The sequence below is a fragment of the Roseococcus sp. GW821-FHT12F05 genome (assembly GCF_058806835.1).
The window spans coordinates 661,968-676,866 of record NZ_JBXAQB010000001.1 but is presented as its reverse complement, the minus strand read 5'-3'; the positions used below and the strand labels follow the sequence as shown (position 1 = coordinate 676,866).

13 protein-coding genes are annotated in these 14,899 nt (G+C 68.9%); 9 read left to right on the top strand and 4 right to left on the bottom strand.

Annotation, left to right across the window (positions count from 1 at the left end):
- Nucleotides 1–26 precede the first annotated feature (26 nt).
- Complete coding sequence (locus AC1ROY_RS03410; RefSeq protein ID WP_493147115.1) at nt 27–971, bottom strand: Bug family tripartite tricarboxylate transporter substrate binding protein; 945 nt, start codon at nt 969–971, stop codon at nt 27–29.
- Between the two features lie 97 nt (nt 972–1,068).
- On the opposite strand from AC1ROY_RS03410, the gene AC1ROY_RS03405 reads away from it, so the two are divergent.
- Nucleotides 1,069–1,908 (top strand): amidohydrolase family protein, encoded by an 840-nt coding sequence (locus tag AC1ROY_RS03405; protein WP_493147113.1) that lies wholly within the window; start codon nt 1,069–1,071, stop codon nt 1,906–1,908.
- 12 nt (nt 1,909–1,920) lie between these two features.
- Here AC1ROY_RS03405 and AC1ROY_RS03400 read toward each other — a convergent pair whose 3' ends face one another.
- Nucleotides 1,921–2,682 carry a hypothetical protein gene (locus AC1ROY_RS03400; RefSeq protein ID WP_493147111.1) on the bottom strand — a complete coding sequence of 254 codons (762 nt, stop codon included), beginning with the start codon at nt 2,680–2,682 and terminating at the stop codon, nt 1,921–1,923.
- Nucleotides 2,683–2,812: 130 nt separating this feature from the next.
- Between AC1ROY_RS03400 and AC1ROY_RS03395 the strand changes: the two genes are divergently transcribed.
- The gene (locus tag AC1ROY_RS03395; RefSeq protein WP_493147109.1) at nt 2,813–3,970 is read left to right on the top strand and encodes an MFS transporter; all 1,158 of its coding nucleotides are present in this window, start codon (nt 2,813–2,815) and stop codon (nt 3,968–3,970) included.
- A gap of 250 nt (nt 3,971–4,220) precedes the next feature.
- On the top strand, nt 4,221–5,708 hold the full coding sequence (locus tag AC1ROY_RS03390; protein WP_493147107.1) for a helicase HerA domain-containing protein: 1,488 nt from the start codon (nt 4,221–4,223) through the stop codon (nt 5,706–5,708).
- Here AC1ROY_RS03390 and lhpI read toward each other — a convergent pair.
- Nucleotides 5,705–6,616 (bottom strand): bifunctional Delta(1)-pyrroline-2-carboxylate/Delta(1)-piperideine-2-carboxylate reductase, encoded by a 912-nt coding sequence (gene lhpI / locus AC1ROY_RS03385; protein ID WP_493147105.1) that lies wholly within the window; start codon nt 6,614–6,616, stop codon nt 5,705–5,707. The two genes, AC1ROY_RS03390 and lhpI, sit on opposite strands and share 4 nt — an antisense overlap.
- A gap of 135 nt (nt 6,617–6,751) precedes the next feature.
- Here lhpI and AC1ROY_RS03380 point away from each other — a divergent pair, with 135 nt between their 5' ends.
- The 6 genes from AC1ROY_RS03380 to AC1ROY_RS03355 all read left to right on the top strand — a co-directional run bounded on the left by AC1ROY_RS03380 (nt 6,752) and on the right by AC1ROY_RS03355 (nt 13,912).
- Nucleotides 6,752–7,798 carry an amino acid ABC transporter substrate-binding protein gene (locus AC1ROY_RS03380; RefSeq protein WP_493147104.1) on the top strand — a complete coding sequence of 349 codons (1,047 nt, stop codon included), beginning with the start codon at nt 6,752–6,754 and terminating at the stop codon, nt 7,796–7,798.
- Nucleotides 7,799–7,911: 113 nt separating this feature from the next.
- On the top strand, nt 7,912–9,114 hold the full coding sequence (locus AC1ROY_RS03375; RefSeq protein ID WP_493147101.1) for an amino acid ABC transporter permease: 1,203 nt from the start codon (nt 7,912–7,914) through the stop codon (nt 9,112–9,114).
- Between the two features lie 105 nt (nt 9,115–9,219).
- Nucleotides 9,220–10,365 carry an amino acid ABC transporter permease gene (locus AC1ROY_RS03370; RefSeq protein ID WP_493147099.1) on the top strand — a complete coding sequence of 382 codons (1,146 nt, stop codon included), beginning with the start codon at nt 9,220–9,222 and terminating at the stop codon, nt 10,363–10,365.
- A gap of 72 nt (nt 10,366–10,437) precedes the next feature.
- On the top strand, nt 10,438–11,217 hold the full coding sequence (locus tag AC1ROY_RS03365; protein WP_493147097.1) for an amino acid ABC transporter ATP-binding protein: 780 nt from the start codon (nt 10,438–10,440) through the stop codon (nt 11,215–11,217).
- 93 nt (nt 11,218–11,310) lie between these two features.
- Entirely contained in the window at nt 11,311–13,194 is a 1,884-nt protein-coding gene (locus tag AC1ROY_RS03360; RefSeq protein WP_493147096.1) for a potassium transporter Kup, read from the top strand.
- A gap of 4 nt (nt 13,195–13,198) precedes the next feature.
- Nucleotides 13,199–13,912, top strand: a complete 714-nt coding sequence (locus tag AC1ROY_RS03355; RefSeq protein WP_493147094.1) for a lysophospholipid acyltransferase family protein — start codon at nt 13,199–13,201, stop codon at nt 13,910–13,912.
- A 164-nt stretch (nt 13,913–14,076) separates the two neighbouring features.
- On the opposite strand, the gene AC1ROY_RS03350 is transcribed toward AC1ROY_RS03355, so the two are convergent.
- Nucleotides 14,077–14,895, bottom strand: a complete 819-nt coding sequence (locus tag AC1ROY_RS03350) for a GNAT family N-acetyltransferase (RefSeq protein ID WP_493147092.1) — start codon at nt 14,893–14,895, stop codon at nt 14,077–14,079.
- Between the last annotated feature and the right edge of the window lie 4 nt (nt 14,896–14,899).

The following is a 14,899-nucleotide window of genomic DNA, read 5'->3' as shown; positions in this document are numbered from 1 at the left end:
CGATGCGGAGGCAAGCGTAGCAGCGTCTATCGCCGCACCGCGACTCGGAGCGAATCGAGCACCCCGTCCATCGCCGCCTGGAAGCCCGGGCCGTCCAGGTAGCCGTCCATCGCCCCGGTGCGCTCGAGGAAGGTGTTCCAGGCCGGCGCCTGCATGCCGCGGCGGAAGCGGTCGTGCAGGGAGACATAGATCTCGTCCGGCAGGCCGGCCGGCGCGATCAGGCCCTTCATGTTCTCGACGAGCACGTTCCAGCCGCACTCCTTCAGGGTGGGGACATTGGGGAAGGGCGGCAGGCGCGCCTCGGAGGCGACGGCCAGAGGCACGACCTCGCCGGCACTGGACAGGCCGGCCATCTCCTCCGGCGCCAGCACGGCGAGCTCCACCGTGTTGGACATCAGCGCCGCCAGCGAGGGCGCGCCGCCGGTGAAGGGGATGTGCAGGAACTCCACGCCCGCCGCCTGCTGCAGCAGCACGAAGACGGCGTGGTAGATGGAGCCGATGCCCGAGGAGGCGTGCGGGATCGCGCCCGGATTGGCCTTCGCGGCCTCGACGGCCTGGCGGATGTCGGTGAAGCGGCCGCCGCGCTTGGCCACGATCAGCAGCGGCTGGCGCGTCAGGCGAATCACTGCCCGGAAGGAGCGCTTGGGGTCGTAGGGCACGTCGCGGAAGGCGGGCAGGGACGTGCTCTCGCTGCCACCGCCGACCAGGAGGTTCAGCCCGTCGGGTACCATGCCCGCCACGGCCTGCGCGGCGATCGCGCCGCCGGCGCCGGGCCGGTTCACCACCACGAGCGCGGTCGGGAAGAAGGGCGTCGAGGCCTCGCCGGCTGCACGGGCCGCGAGGTCGGCACCGCCGCCGGGCGCGAAGCCCACGATGATCTGGATCGGCCGCGCCGGCTCCCAGGCAGCCTGCGCCGCGCCAATGGTCGCGAGGCTTGCGCCGCCTGCCAGCAGGCTCCTGCGTCCGAACATCGTTCCCTCCATGGTTAATTGCGCGGGAAGATGGACCGCGCCGCGCGGATGGACAACGGGTTTGCTCCGCGCTTCGCTCCGCGCCCGAGGAGATTCCATGCCGACCACGCCCCGCCTCCCCGTGCCCGCCGGTGCCACGGACTGCCACATGCATATCTACGGGCCCGCGGAGCGCTATCCCGTCGCGCCCAGCAACCCCTCGCCGGTGCCCTTCCAATACGACCTGGAGGCTTACCGGAAGGTGAAGGCGGCGCTCGGCCTCTCGCGCACCGTGATCGTGCAGCCGACAGCCTATGGCGACGACAATGCCTGCACGATGGATGCGGTTGCCGGGCTCGGCCTCGACGCCGCGCGCGCCGTGGTGGTCGTGACGCTCGACACGCCGGAGGCCGAGCTCGCGCGGCTGCACGCGGCCGGCGCCCGCGGCGCGCGCTGCTTCATGCTCAAGGGCGGCATTATCCCCTGGGAGAGGCTGCACGAGATGGGCCGAAAGGTCGGCCCGCTCGGCTGGCACCTGCAGCTCCAGTTCGACGGCGGCGAGATGCCGGAGCGCGAGGCATTGATCCGCGACCTGCCCTGCCCGGTCGTCATCGACCATGTCGGCCGCTTCCACGACCCCGTGCCGCCCGAGGCGCCCCAGGTCCGGGCGCTGAAGCGCCTGCTGGAAGCGGGGCATGTCTGGATGAAGGCGTCCTCGCCCTATGGCGTCTCGCGCTCCGGCCCGCCGGGCTATGCGGATGTCTCGGCCATCGCGCGTGCGCTCATCGCGGCCGCGCCGGAGCGGGTGGTCTGGGGCTCCAACTGGCCACACCCCAACGTCTTCGAGAACAAGCCGGACGAGGCGCCGCTGCTGGACCTCCTCGGCGACTGGGCGCCGGACGAGGCCACGCGCCACGCCATCCTCGTGGAGAACCCGGCCCGGCTCTACGACTTCTGAGGAGGTGGGAGGCTAGCCGTACATCGCGGCCATCCGCGGATCGTCCATGCGGCGGAGGAAATCCAGGAACCACCCGTAGCGCTCGGTGAGGATCCGGATCGTCTCCGGCTGGAGCTCCTGCCGGTGGCGGCCGGGGGCGGTGTCGGCGCCCGGCCAGACCTGCCCGGTCCAGGACTGGTTGTCCGCCAGGTTCTCCACGCGCTCCAGCTCGATCCTGGCGCGCAGATGGGCCGGCAGATCATCGATCCGGACATCGAGGAAGCGGGCCATCCGGTCGACCATCTCGTCGAAGTGCAGGCAGTACATCGCATAGCCGACGAAGATCCGGTCCGGCGGGGCGATCCGCCGGGCCACCTGCAGGAAGCCCCGGAGATAGGGGCCGTTGTCCTGCTGCAGCGCGAAATGGTCGATCCCGGCAGCGGCCACGCGCTCGCGGCGGGCCGCGGTCTGCTCGGGGGATTCGCTGTGCACGGGATGCACGAACTGCCAGTGGTACTGGTTGCAGATGAGGTCGCGCGGATCGCGCGTGTTCAGGATGAAGCGATAGTCCCCGAGCTGCGTCCCGGGATTGAACATGTGCGGAGAGTTGTGCAGGACGATGTGGTCCTCCGTCGGAGGCGAGCTCGTCCGGACCTCCGCAGTGCGGCCTTCCCGGAACAGCTGCGGCACCCATTGCAGGCTCGTGTAGCGACGGCCGGCGATGGCGCTCGCGCAGCGGAACAACGAGCCGGTGGCGCTCGTCGGCGTGGAGTAGACGATCACGGTCCGGGACATCGCGCTCCTGGTCTTATGCCTTGGCAGGAATCCTCTACCGGCGGGCCTGGGCGCGGGCAATGCGACCGATGGACCAAACGTAACAATCCCCGATATTGCGCTGCAGCAACCAAACCGCAGAGTGGCTCCAATGGCCCGTTCGCCGCATGCCGCCCTGATCCTCACCTTCGCGCTGGGCGGCTTCGCCTCGGCCTTCGCGATGCGTCTCACGGACCCGCTGGTGCAGGTCCTCTCCGATCATTTCGGCGAGGACCCGTCGCGCGTGGCGTTGCTCGCCACGGCCTTCGCCCTGCCCTTCGCCCTGGTGCAGCCCATCCTCGGCCCGGTCGCCGACGCGGTGGGCAAACGACGCGTCATCGCCTGCGCGCTGGCGGTCCAGGCGCTGTGCCTGATGGGCTCGGCCTTCGCGCCGACGCTGCTGATCCTGCTGGTGCTCCGCGCCATGACCGGCGCGGCGGGCGGCGGTGTGTTCCCCAGCACCCTGGCCCTCTTCGGCGACCGCGTGCCGATCGCCGAGCGGCAGCTCGCCATCAGCCGCTTCCTGGTCTGTGCAGTCGCGGGGCAGATGATGGGCGGGACGGCGGCCGGGCTGCTGGAGCCCTATCTCGGTTGGCGCGGGCTGATGGCGCTCTGCGCCGTGCTCTCCGGCCTCGGCGCCGTGATCGTGATGCGCGACCGGACGCCGGAGCCCTGGCACCGGCTCGACCTCGGCCAGGCGGTCACGCGCTACCGCTTCCTGCTGACGCACCGGCCGGCGCTGACGCTGTTCTGGGCGGTGGCGACGGAGGGCGTGCTGCTCTTCGCCGGCTTTCCCTATTTCGCGACCTACCTGCATGCCAACGGGATGGGCGGCACGCGCGAGGCAGGGCTGACGGTCGGCGCCTTCGGCGGCGGCGGCTTTCTCTACGCCATGCTCGCGCCCTACCTGCTGAAGCATCTCGGCCAGCGCCGGATGATGCGGCTGGGGGCGAGCCTGGCCGCGCTGGGCCTCTCGACCATCGCGCTGGCGCCATGGGCGGGGCTCTTCATCGCCGCCGGCGGCTGCATGGGGCTGGGCTTCTTCATGCTGCACAACTCGCTGCAGACCCGCGTCACCGAGATCGCGCCGCAGTTCCGTGCCTCGGCGGTCTCGCTACATGCCTTCCACTTCTTTCTGGGCCAGTCGATCGGCCCGGTCCTGCTGGCATTGACCCGCAGCCAGCTCGGTTTTTCCGGAGCGCTTCTGCTCAATGCGGCAGGACTTGTAGTCCTGGGAATGTATATGGGAAGAGCGAAGAACGCTTCGTGAATCAGACGCAAGAATCGGCGATCTGGAATCTTATCGAATCAAGATGATGATCCGATTCGCGCGAACGAATCGCTGACGCTCCTCAGATTCCACTTTAACACAACCCCTTGTGGTCATTGGCTTGTTGCATCGCAACGCCGTTCCCGCTTCGTGCAGGTGCGTGGCTCCGAGTCGCGCCGGGCCGCGAATCGGCGATGGGTCACCGCCCGTCCTGTTCTCCTTCCTGCCGTGAGGTTGTAGGGAAGGGCGCATGACGATCGGGATCGAGATGGGCCAGACGCGCCAGGGCGCGGCAGCGACGCTCGACCTGGAAGAGCTGATCTCCACCCGGTTGCTCGTGCAGGGCAATTCCGGCTCCGGGAAGTCGCACCTGCTGCGCCGGCTGCTGGAGCAGAGCGCGCCCTGGGTGCAGCAGGTGGTGATCGACCCGGAGGGCGACTTCGTCACCCTGGCCGACCGCTTCGGCCACCTGGTCATCGACGCCGCCGACCATTCCGAGGCCACCCTGGTCCGCGCGGCCGACCGGGCCCGGCGGCACCGCGTCTCGGTGGTGCTGAACCTGGACAGCGTGGAGGTGGAGCAGCAGCTGCGCTGCGCGGCCGCCTTCCTGGGCGGGCTCTTCGACGTCGAGCGTGACGCCTGGAGCCCTGTCATGGTGGTGGTGGACGAGGCGCAGCTCTTCGCCCCCGCCATGGCTGGCGAGGCCTCGGACGAGGCCCGGCGGGCCTCGCTCGCCGCCATGACCAACCTGATGTGCCGCGGCCGCAAGCGCGGGCTGGCGGGGGTGATCGCCACCCAGCGGCTGGCCAAGCTGGCGAAGAACGTGGCCGCCGAGGCCTCCAACTTCATGATGGGCCGCACCTTCCTCGACATCGACATGGCCCGCGCGGCCGATCTGCTGGGCATGGAGCGGCGGCAGGCGGAATCCTTCCGCGACCTGGAGCGCGGGCACTTCGTCGCGCTGGGCCCGGCCTTGTCGCGTCGGCCCGTGGCGATCAAGGTCGGCGAGGTGGAGACGGAATCGCGCAGCGCCGGGCCGAAGCTGATGGCGCCGCCCTCGCCATCCTCTGCCGAGGAGGCGCGGGAGCTGATCCTGGAAGGGCCGGAGCCCGAGGCCCGCCCCGCCGCGCCGCGCCGCGCCCCGCGTCCGCCGGCACCGGACATCCTGATGCAGCTGGCCCAGTTCCGTCCGCCGCCAGTGCACCAGGCCGAGGCGCCCGAGCCGCTGACCGCAGAGCAGGTGGAGCTGCGGAAGGCGCGGATCGAGGCGACTCTCCGGCAGGTGCTGGCGGACGAGGAGGCCTCCTTCCGCCCGGCCGGGGTGCTCTACCAGGATTTCCTGGTCCGGCTGCGGATCCAGGAGATCGACGGGCCGCCCGACCTGGCGGCGTTCCGCCGGATGCTGGCGACGGCGCGGGCCGGGATCGCGCCCGAGGCGGCCGAGAGCGAGGACTGGCAGTCGGCCGTGGCCCGGGCCGAGGCGCTGCCGGAGGACGCGCAGGGGGTCTATCTCCTGCTGGCGCGGGCGGCGCTGGAGGGGCTGCCCTGCCCTTCGGACGCGACCATCGCGCGCGCCTACGGCACCCGCTCGGTGGGCCGGGCGCGCCGGCTGCTGGCGTGGATGGAGGAGCGGAAAGCGGTGGTCCTGCGGAGCGAGCGTGGTGGCCGGCGGTCGATCGCGCTGGTCGGACTCGGTTGGGAAACGGCGGCCGGGAATCCGGAGGGAGCGGAGGCCTAGACCTGCGTCGCCAGCACCGCCGCCGCCAGGTCCTCCCCGGCCCATCCCACCGACTTGAACAGCGTGATCTGCTCCGCGCTGGTCCGTCCGGGATGCCGCCCCTTGCACAGCTCGGACAGCTCCGCCGCGATGTCCGCCTCGGTGATGTGTCCCTCCGCGATGGCCTGCACCACGTCGCCCGCCTCCGCGAGCCCGCCTGCCCGCGTATCCACCACGACCAATGCCCGCGCCAGCGCCGCCCCGTCCGTCTCGCGCATGTCGGCCCGGAAGGCGCCCACCAGGTCCACATGCGTCCCGGGCGAGAGCGCGGCACCATGGATCAGCGGCTCGCGCGAGAGGGTCGCCACGCTCACGATGTCGAAGCCGGTCGGATCCGGATCGGCCGTGGCCCGCGCCGGCACGCCATGGGCCGCGAGCCGCGCCGCCAGCGCCTCGGCCTTCTCCATCCGGCGCGACCAGATGGCGACCTCCTCCAGCGGGAAGCTGGCGGCATAGGCCTCCGCCAGCGCCGCCGCGACCTTGCCCGAGCCGAGCACCAGCAGGCGCCTCGCCTCCGGCCGCGCCAGGTAGCGCGCCGCCAGGATCGAGGCCGCCGCCGTCCGCCGGTCGGTGAGCTCGCCGCCGTCCAGCAGCGCGATCAGCACCCCCGTCGCCGCGTCCGAGAGCAGGTAGACCGCGTTCACCGAGGCCTGCCCCCGCGCCGTGTTGCCTGGCGCCACATGGACGATCTTCACCCCCGAATGGGTCGCGCTGACCGCCGGCATCAGCAGCAGGGTGCCGTCGGCCGGGAGCGGATGGCGGTGGCGGAGCGGCGCATGGCACCCCGCCACGAACATGGCCCGCAATGCCTCGACGAGGGCGGGCCAGGGCAGGCGGGCCGCGATTTCTGCCTTATCGAGTTGCAGCATGGGATTCCGGGCGTGAGTCGACGGATCATTGTGCGATTGATCGGCGGCGCTTCCTAGCGCAGCATCGGCAGATCGGCGACATGGGCCACCTTCAGGCCTGATGAGACTTCGGGAGACTTCAAAGACATGAAATCCATGAAAAAAACCCTTCTGGGGGCCCTCACGGCTTTCCTGACCGCGGCGGCCCTGCCTGCCCTGGCCCAGGCGCCCGCCGCACCCGCGCCGGCCGTGACCGGAAGCACCCTCGACGCCATCCGCGCCCGCGGCAGCCTGCTCTGCGGCGTCAGCACCGGCCTCGCCGGCTTCTCCCAGCCGGACAGCCAGGGCGCCTGGCGCGGCTTCGACGTCGACTTCTGCCGCGCCGTGGCCGCCGCCATCTTCGGCGACCCGAGCAAGGTCCGCTTCGTGCCCACCACGGCGCAGGTCCGCTTCACGGCGCTGCAGTCCGGCGAGGTCGACATCCTGAGCCGCAACACGACCTGGACGCTCTCGCGCGACACCTCGCTCGGCCTCGATTTCCCGGCGGTCAACTTCTATGACGGCCAGGGCTTCATGGTGAAGCGCAGCCTGAACGTGACGAGTGCCGCCCAGCTCGACGGCGCGACAGTCTGCGTGCAGCCCGGCACCACCACGGAGCAGAACCTCTCCGATTGGGCCCGCGCCGCCCGCGTGTCGATCCGCCCCGTGGTGATCGAGCGCGTCGAGGACAACGTCTCCGCCTATATCGCCGGCCGCTGCGACGCCTACACCACCGACGTTTCCGGCCTGGCCGCCACGCGCTCGGCGCAGCAGGTCCCGAACGACCACGTCATCCTGCCCGACGTGATCAGCAAGGAGCCGCTCGGCCCGGCGGTGCGCCACGGCGATCAGCGCTTCGCCGATATCGTCCGCTGGACGCATTACGGCATGCTCGTCGCCGAGGAGCTCGGCCTGAACTCGGGCAACGTCCAGGCGGCCGTCGGCACCGAGACCCGCCCCGAGGCGCAGCGCCTGCTGGGCAAGACGGGCGATCTCGGCCGGATGCTCGGGCTGGACAATGCGTGGATGGTCAACGTCATCCGCACCGTCGGCAATTACGGCGAGGTCTTCGAGCGGAACCTGACGCCGATCGGCCTGCAACGGGGCCGAAATGGTTTGTGGACGTCGCCCGGCGGTCTGCAATACGCTCCGCCCTTCCGGTGAGACGCTCAGCCCAGGGCTGTTAAGTGACTTCGGGACCGGGGCGCCAGCCGCGCCGGTCCCTCCCCCAGAAGGCGGAACACCGCCCTGGGCGCAACTGAGACAGGGACACATTCATGTCAGGGGCCTCCACCGACCCGCGCCTGCTGCGCAAGGCGCCGCCGCGACCACTCCGCTTCTCCTGGTCGGACGAGCGGTTCCGCAACATCGTCTACCAGATCCTGGTGGTCGCCGCCGTGGTGACGCTGTTCGGCTGGCTCTGGTCGAACACGCGCTACAACCTCGAGGTCCGGCGCATCGCCACGGGCTGGGGCTTCCTCTCGCGCGAGGCCGGCCTGCCGATCGGCGAGCACCTGATCGACTACGACCCCTCCAACACCTATTTCCGGGCGCTGCTGGTCGGCGTGCTGAACACGCTGAAGGTGGCGATCAGCGGCATCGTGCTGGCGACCATCCTGGGCACCCTGCTCGGCGTGGCGCGGCTTTCCAAGAACTGGATGCTGGCGAAGTTCGCCGGCGCCTATGTGGAGATCGTGCGCGACCTGCCGCTGCTGCTGCAGCTGCTCTTCTGGTACTCGCTGCTCCAGGGCCTGCCCGGACCGCGGCAGGCCTTCAACCCCGTGACGGGCGTCTTCCTCTCGAACCGGGGCCTGAAGATTCCGTATTTCCATTGGGAAGCCGCCCATAGCTGGGCGCTGCTGGCCTTCGTCGCCGGCTTGGTCTTCACCTATTTCTATCGCAAGGCCATTCGCGCGAAGCAGATGCAGGACGGCCAGATCCGGCCCCTGTGGCCCGTCGCGCTCGCGGCGATCATCGGGCTTCCGATCCTGGTCTGGGCCGTGCTGGGCGCGCCCTTCCAGCCGGACGTGCCGGAGCTGCGCGGCTTCAACTTCCGCGGCGGCCTCGACGTCAGCCCCGAATTCTTCGCCCTGCTGCTCGGCCTCACCCTCTACACGGCAGGCTTCATCGCCGAGATCGTGCGCGCCGGCATCCTGGCGGTGAGCCAGGGCCAGTGGGAGGCCGCGCAGGCGCTGGGCCTGCCGCGCGGCCGGGTGATGAACCTCATCGTGCTGCCCCAGGCCATGCGCGTGATCATCCCGCCGATGACCAGCCAGTTCCTCAACATCACCAAGAACTCGTCGCTCGCGGTGGCCATCGGCTACCAGGACATCGTGTCGATCGCGAACACGACGCTGAACCAGACGGGACAGGCGATCGAGGGCATCGCCATCATCATGCTGGTCTACTTGACGATCAGCCTGTCCATCAGCCTCTTCATGAACTGGTACAACAAGCGCATTGCGCTGGTAGAGCGATGAGGGGAGGCCGCACCATGCGCTTGTTGTCACATGCTGGCTTCGCCGGCTCGAGAGCCGGCTATCGCGCGAAGCGTGTTGCGTTGGTAGAGTGGTGAGGAGGCATCCATGAGCGACATCGCCGCTGACGGCACGCCCATTGCCGCCCCGCCCGAGCCCCGCCGCGCGCCGATCACCCTGATCGGCCCTGTGGCCTGGGCGAAGGAGAACCTCTTCGCCAACTGGTGGTCCACCGCGATCACCCTGGCGATGATCTACCTGATCGCGAAATTCGCCATCAGCTTCGTGAGCTGGGCCTTCCTCAACGCCGTCTGGGTGGTGCCGGTGAGCCCGGCGGGCATCGCCAACACCGAGGCCTGCCGCGCCGTGAAGGGCATCGGCGCCTGCTGGGCGGTGATCACCGAGAAGCACCGATTCATCCTCTTCGGCACCTATCCCTATGACGAGCACTGGCGGCCGGCGATCGTCTGCCTGCTCTTCATTGGCCTCTACGTGGTCTCCGCCATGCGGCGCTTCTGGCGCTGGGAGCTGGCGCTGGTCTGGATCGGCGTGCTGACGCTGATCGGCATCCTGATGTGGGGCGGCATCCTCGGCATGCCCTATGTCCCGCAGGAGCGGTGGGGCGGCCTGCCGATCACCCTGATCCTGGCCACCTTCGGCCTCGCCTTCGCCTTCCCGCTGGCCATCCTGGTGGCGCTGGGCCGGCGGTCGAGCCTGCCGGCGATCAAGGCGCTCTGCGTCCTCTATGTCGAGCTGATCCGCGGCGTGCCGCTGATCTCGCTGCTCTTCATGGCGAGCGTGATGTTCCCGCTCTTCCTCCCCGAGGGGCTGAACATCGACAAGCTGCTGCGCGCCCAGGTGGCGATCATCCTCTTCGCCGGCGCCTACTTGGCCGAGGTGGTGCGCGCCGGCCTGCAGACGCTGCCGCGCGGCCAGTACGAGGCGGCCGAGGCGCTCGGCCTCAGCTACTGGCAGAAGACGGGCTTCATCATCCTGCCGCAGGCGCTGCGCCTCGTGATCCCGCCGCTGGTGAACACCTTCATCGGCTTCTTCAAGGACACCTCGCTGGTGCTGATCATCGGCATCTTCGACCTGCTGACCGCGGGCAAGACGGCGATCATCGAGCCCGCCTGGCAGGGCTTCGGCGTCGAGGTCTACATCACCCTCGGCCTCATCTACTTCTGTTTCTGCTTTGCGATGTCGAAGTACAGCGCAGGGCTGGAGGCGGAGTTCAACCGCCACCGCCGCCGATGATCGTGTTTTTTCAACGTATGGGCCGGAAGGCCGGAATGCCTGCCTCGCCGCTTCTTCGGAGACCCGCCATCCATGTCGGCTGCTGAAACCCTCGCCTCCTCCGTCCGCAAGGGCGTGCCCGCCATCGAGCTGAACGGCGTGAACAAATGGTATGGCGCGCTCCATGTGTTGCGCGACGTGAACCTGAACGTCGCCATGGGCGAGCGTGTGGTGGTCTGCGGCCCCTCGGGCTCCGGCAAGTCCACGCTGATCCGCTGCATCAACCGGTTGGAGGAGCACCAGGAAGGCCAGATCATCGTGGACGGCATCGAGCTGTCGAACGACCTGCGCAGCCTGGACGCCATCCGCCGCGAAGTCGGCATGGTGTTCCAGAGCTTCAACCTCTTCCCGCACCTCACCATCCTCGAGAACTGCACCCTCGCCCCCATCTGGGTCCGCAAGATGCCCAAGAAGGAGGCCGAGGAGCTGGCGATGGACTACCTGACCCGGGTGCGCATCCCGGAGCAGGCGAGCAAGTATCCGGGCCAGCTCTCTGGCGGGCAGCAGCAGCGCGTGGCCATTGCCCGGGCGCTCTGCATGAAGCCCAAGATCATGCTCTTCGACGAGCCGACCTCGGCGCTCGACCCCGAGATGATCAAGGAGGTGCTGGACACCATGGTCATGCTCGCCGAGACCGGCATGACCATGATCTGCGTGACCCACGAGATGGGCTTCGCCCGCACCGTGGCCGACCGGGTGGTCTTCATGGACCGCGGCGAGATCGTCGAGCAGGGCGTGCCGGAGGAGCTCTTCGCCAATCCCAAGACGGACCGGCTGAAAATGTTCCTCAGCCAGATCCTCCGGGGGCATTGAGCCCGGCAAAGGGGGGCCGGCTGCCATGCCGGCGCCAAGTCTGGTAAGGAGGGCGTGGACAGACACCGCGCCCCTTCCTCCCAAGGCCCGTCATTGACCTCCCCTTCGCAGACCTCCGACAAGCTCACGGCCGCCTCGCTGCTCGGCGTCCTGGGCGTCGTCTACGGCGATATCGGCACCTCGCCCCTCTATGCGCTCAAGGCCGCGCTGCTGCATTTCGACGATGGCGGCGTCGAGCCCTGGGAGATCCTGGGCATCCTGTCCCTGATCTTCTGGTCGCTGATGCTGACGGTCACGCTGAAATACGTGACCTTCATCATGCGGGCCGACAACAAGGGCGAGGGCGGCATCATGGCCCTGATGGCCCTGGCCCAGCGCTCCGCCACCACCGACCGCGGAAAGTTCATCATCTCCCTGATCGGCATCAGCGGCGCCGCCCTCTTCCTCGGCGACGGGATGATCACCCCGGCGATCTCGGTGCTCTCGGCGGTCGAGGGCCTCAAGGTCATCGAGCCGGTCTTCGAGGATCTCGTGATCCCGCTGACGCTGGGCGTGCTGCTGGCCCTCTTCCTGGTCCAGTACCGGGGCACGGGCAGCATGGGGAAGGTCTTCGGGCCGGTCTGCGCCCTGTGGTTCGGCACGATCGGGCTGCTCGGCCTGATCGAGAGCATCCAGAACCCGTCGGTCTTCGCGGCGCTCTCGCCTTGGCCGGCCATCGAGTTCTGCATCCACTACCATACGGCCGCCTTCATCGCGATGGGTGCCGTCGTGCTGGCCGTGACCGGCGCCGAGGCGCTCTACGCCGACATGGGGCATTTCGGCCGCAAGCCGATCCAGGTCGCGTGGCTCTTCTTCGTGCTGCCGGCGCTGGTGCTGAACTACTTCGGCCAGGGCGCGCTGCTGCTGCAGCAGCCCGAGGCGATCTCCAACCCCTTCTACCTGCTCGCGCCCGACTGGTTCCGCCCCTTCCTGGTCGTGCTGGCCACGGCGGCGACCATCATCGCCAGCCAGGCCATGATCTCGGGTGCCTACTCCATCGCGCGGCAATGCGTGCAGCTCGGCTTCGCGCCGCGCCTCGAGGTGATCCACACCAGTGCGACCGAAGAGGGGCAGATCTACATGCCCCAGGTGAACTTCGCGCTGCTCGTGGGCGTGATGGTCCTGGTGCTGGAGTTCAAGAGCAGCGACAGCCTGGCGGCCGCCTACGGCCTCGCGGTCACCGGCACCTTCCTGTGCACGACCATTCTCGCCCTGCTGGTCTTCCGGCGGCAGTTCGGCTGGAACCTGCTGCTGGTGCTGGTCGTCTTCGTGCCGCTGCTGCTGCTCGACGTCTCCTATTTCATCGCGACCGCGCTGAAGATCCCCGAGGGCGGCTACGTGCCCGTCATCATCGGCATCGTGACCTTCACCATGATGCTGACCTGGTACCGCGGCCGGCAGCTGCTCTTCGCCCGCTTCCGGCAGGACAGCCTGCCGCTGAAGTCTTTCCTGGCCCGCCTGCCGCAGTCGCGCACCACGCGCGTCCCGGGCATCGCCGTCTTCATGACCGGCCAGGCCGACTACCTGCCCGGCGCCCTGCTGCACAACCTCAAGCACAACAAGGTGCTGCATGAGCGCGTGCTCTTCGTGACCGTGCGCAACGAGGACATCCCGATGGTCGGTCCCGACCGCCGGGCCGAGGTGACGGATCTCGGCGGCGACATCCACCGCGTCATCCTCTGCTACGGCTTCCAGGAGAGCCCCAATATCCCGCGCGAGCTGGAGCGGCTGGCGGGCGAGGGCCTCATCACCTTCGAGACGATGCAGGCCAGCTACTTCCTGGGACGCGAGACCATCGTGTCGGCGACCGTGCCGAAGATGGCGCGCTGGCAGCAATGGCTCTTCACGCTGCTGAGCCGCAATTCCGTGCCGGCCACGGAGTTCTTCAAGATCCCCTCCGATCGCGTGGTCGAGCTGGGCGTCCGCGTCGCGATCTGATCCGATGCTTGTCCTGCGATCCCTGTTGTTCAACCTGATCTTCTTCGGCTTCGGAGCAGGCTATCTGATCCTGGGCGTGCCGCTGCTGCTCGGGCCGCGGCGGTTTCAGCGCCGGGCGATGCGGTGGATGGCCCAGGGCCTGGTCTGGCTCATGGGCAAGACGGTCGGCGTCTCCGTCCGCGTCACCGGGCGCGAGCACCTGCCGGTCGAGGGGGCGGCGCTGATCGCCGCCAAGCACCAGTCCGCCTTCGACACGGTGATCTGGTTCACCCTCGTGCCGGACGTCGCCTATGTGATGAAGAAGGAGCTCTTCTCCATCCCCTTCTACGGCTGGTTCGCGCGCCGGGCGCCGATGATCGGCGTGGACCGCGCCGGTGGCGGCAAGGCCATGCGGCAGATGATGCGCGAAGCGCAGGAGGTGGCCCGTCAGGGCCGGCAGATCGTGATCTTCCCGGAAGGCACGCGGACCTCGCCCGGGCAGCGCGTGCCCTACCAGCCCGGCATCGTGGCGCTGGCCTCGACGCTGAAGCTCCCGGTGATCCCGGTGGCCACCAATTCGGGGGAGTTCTGGGGACGCCGGAACTTCCTCAAGCGCCCCGGCGTGCTGGAGGTGCGCGTGCTGCCGCCGCTCCTGCTGCCGCGGGAGGAGCTGTTGGAACGGCTGGAGCAGGTGATCGAGACGGAGCAACTCAAGCTGGGGCGGAACTCTGCCGGCTAAACCATGATGCATTCGCATTCGCTCAGGCATAATGGTTCAGCTTTTTGTTTTGACGCGTGATTCAGATCCTCCGGTGCCTTCGCACCTTCGGTCATCACGCTTAAGGTCCAGGAATTCCTGCGGAAAACGGACACTCCGGCCGCCCGGCGTCCGAGAGCAAAGGATTATGCGTGGGCGCCGGCCGCTTCCCAGCCCGCCTTGCGCTCGTAGTGCTTGTAGTACTTGTCGGTGACCTGGTCGGTCATCACCACGATGGCGACGTCGATGGTGTTGAACTGCGGGTCGAGCACCGCGCCGTCGCCGACGAAGCCGCCGAGGCGCAGGTAGCCCTTGATGAGCGGGGGCAGCGCCAGCAGCGCCGCCTTGGCGTCGTAGCTGCCGCGCGGCAGCCGGTCCATTGCGATGTAGCGGGATTCCAGCGCGCGCGGGCAGAGGTGCGGCGGCGCCTGGTGGTGGTGCGCGAGGTAGGAGAGCTGCTCGGCATTGGCGTCGAGATCGAGACCCTGCAGGCTGGCGCAGCCGAACATCAGCGCGATCTTGTGGTTGAACACATAGGCCGCGATGCCCTGCCACAGCAGCTGCAGCGTGCCGCGCGTGCGGTAGGCGACGTCGGTGCAGGAGCGGCCGAGCTCCAGGATGCCGCCGGGATAGTTGAGGATGTTGGTGATGTCGTACTCGTCGGCCGAGTAGAAATGGCCAATGCGCTCGGCGGCCGGCCGGCGGATGAGCCGGTAGGTGCCGACCACGCTCTCCGGCCCCTCGCCGCGGTCGTGGTCGACGACGAGGAGGTGGTCCGCGACCGCGTCGTAGGCGTCGGCGTCGAGGCGGCTGGCCAGCGTCTCGGCGTCGGGATGGGCGCCCATCTCCTCGTAGAAGACCCGGTAGCGGAGAGCCTGGGCGGCGGTGACCTCCCAGTCCTGGTCCGCCACGCGGACGCCGAGATTGCCGGAGCGAAGCTCCGCGAAGGGCTGCGGCCCGATCATCGTA

What these genes read in the sequence shown, in the direction of transcription:
- AC1ROY_RS03410 (WP_493147115.1), bottom strand. Translation starts at nt 971, where the DNA reads ATGTTCGGACGCAGGAGCCTGCTGGCAGGCGGCGCAAGCCTCGCGACC.
- AC1ROY_RS03405 (WP_493147113.1), top strand. Translation starts at nt 1,069, where the DNA reads ATGCCGACCACGCCCCGCCTCCCCGTGCCCGCCGGTGCCACGGACTGC.
- AC1ROY_RS03400 (WP_493147111.1), bottom strand. Translation starts at nt 2,682, where the DNA reads ATGTCCCGGACCGTGATCGTCTACTCCACGCCGACGAGCGCCACCGGC.
- AC1ROY_RS03395 (WP_493147109.1), top strand. Translation starts at nt 2,813, where the DNA reads ATGGCCCGTTCGCCGCATGCCGCCCTGATCCTCACCTTCGCGCTGGGC.
- AC1ROY_RS03390 (WP_493147107.1), top strand. Translation starts at nt 4,221, where the DNA reads ATGACGATCGGGATCGAGATGGGCCAGACGCGCCAGGGCGCGGCAGCG.
- lhpI (WP_493147105.1), bottom strand. Translation starts at nt 6,616, where the DNA reads ATGCTGCAACTCGATAAGGCAGAAATCGCGGCCCGCCTGCCCTGGCCC.
- AC1ROY_RS03380 (WP_493147104.1), top strand. Translation starts at nt 6,752, where the DNA reads ATGAAAAAAACCCTTCTGGGGGCCCTCACGGCTTTCCTGACCGCGGCG.
- AC1ROY_RS03375 (WP_493147101.1), top strand. Translation starts at nt 7,912, where the DNA reads ATGTCAGGGGCCTCCACCGACCCGCGCCTGCTGCGCAAGGCGCCGCCG.
- AC1ROY_RS03370 (WP_493147099.1), top strand. Translation starts at nt 9,220, where the DNA reads ATGAGCGACATCGCCGCTGACGGCACGCCCATTGCCGCCCCGCCCGAG.
- AC1ROY_RS03365 (WP_493147097.1), top strand. Translation starts at nt 10,438, where the DNA reads ATGTCGGCTGCTGAAACCCTCGCCTCCTCCGTCCGCAAGGGCGTGCCC.
- AC1ROY_RS03355 (WP_493147094.1), top strand. Translation starts at nt 13,199, where the DNA reads ATGCTTGTCCTGCGATCCCTGTTGTTCAACCTGATCTTCTTCGGCTTC.
- AC1ROY_RS03350 (WP_493147092.1), bottom strand. Translation starts at nt 14,895, where the DNA reads ATGATCGGGCCGCAGCCCTTCGCGGAGCTTCGCTCCGGCAATCTCGGC.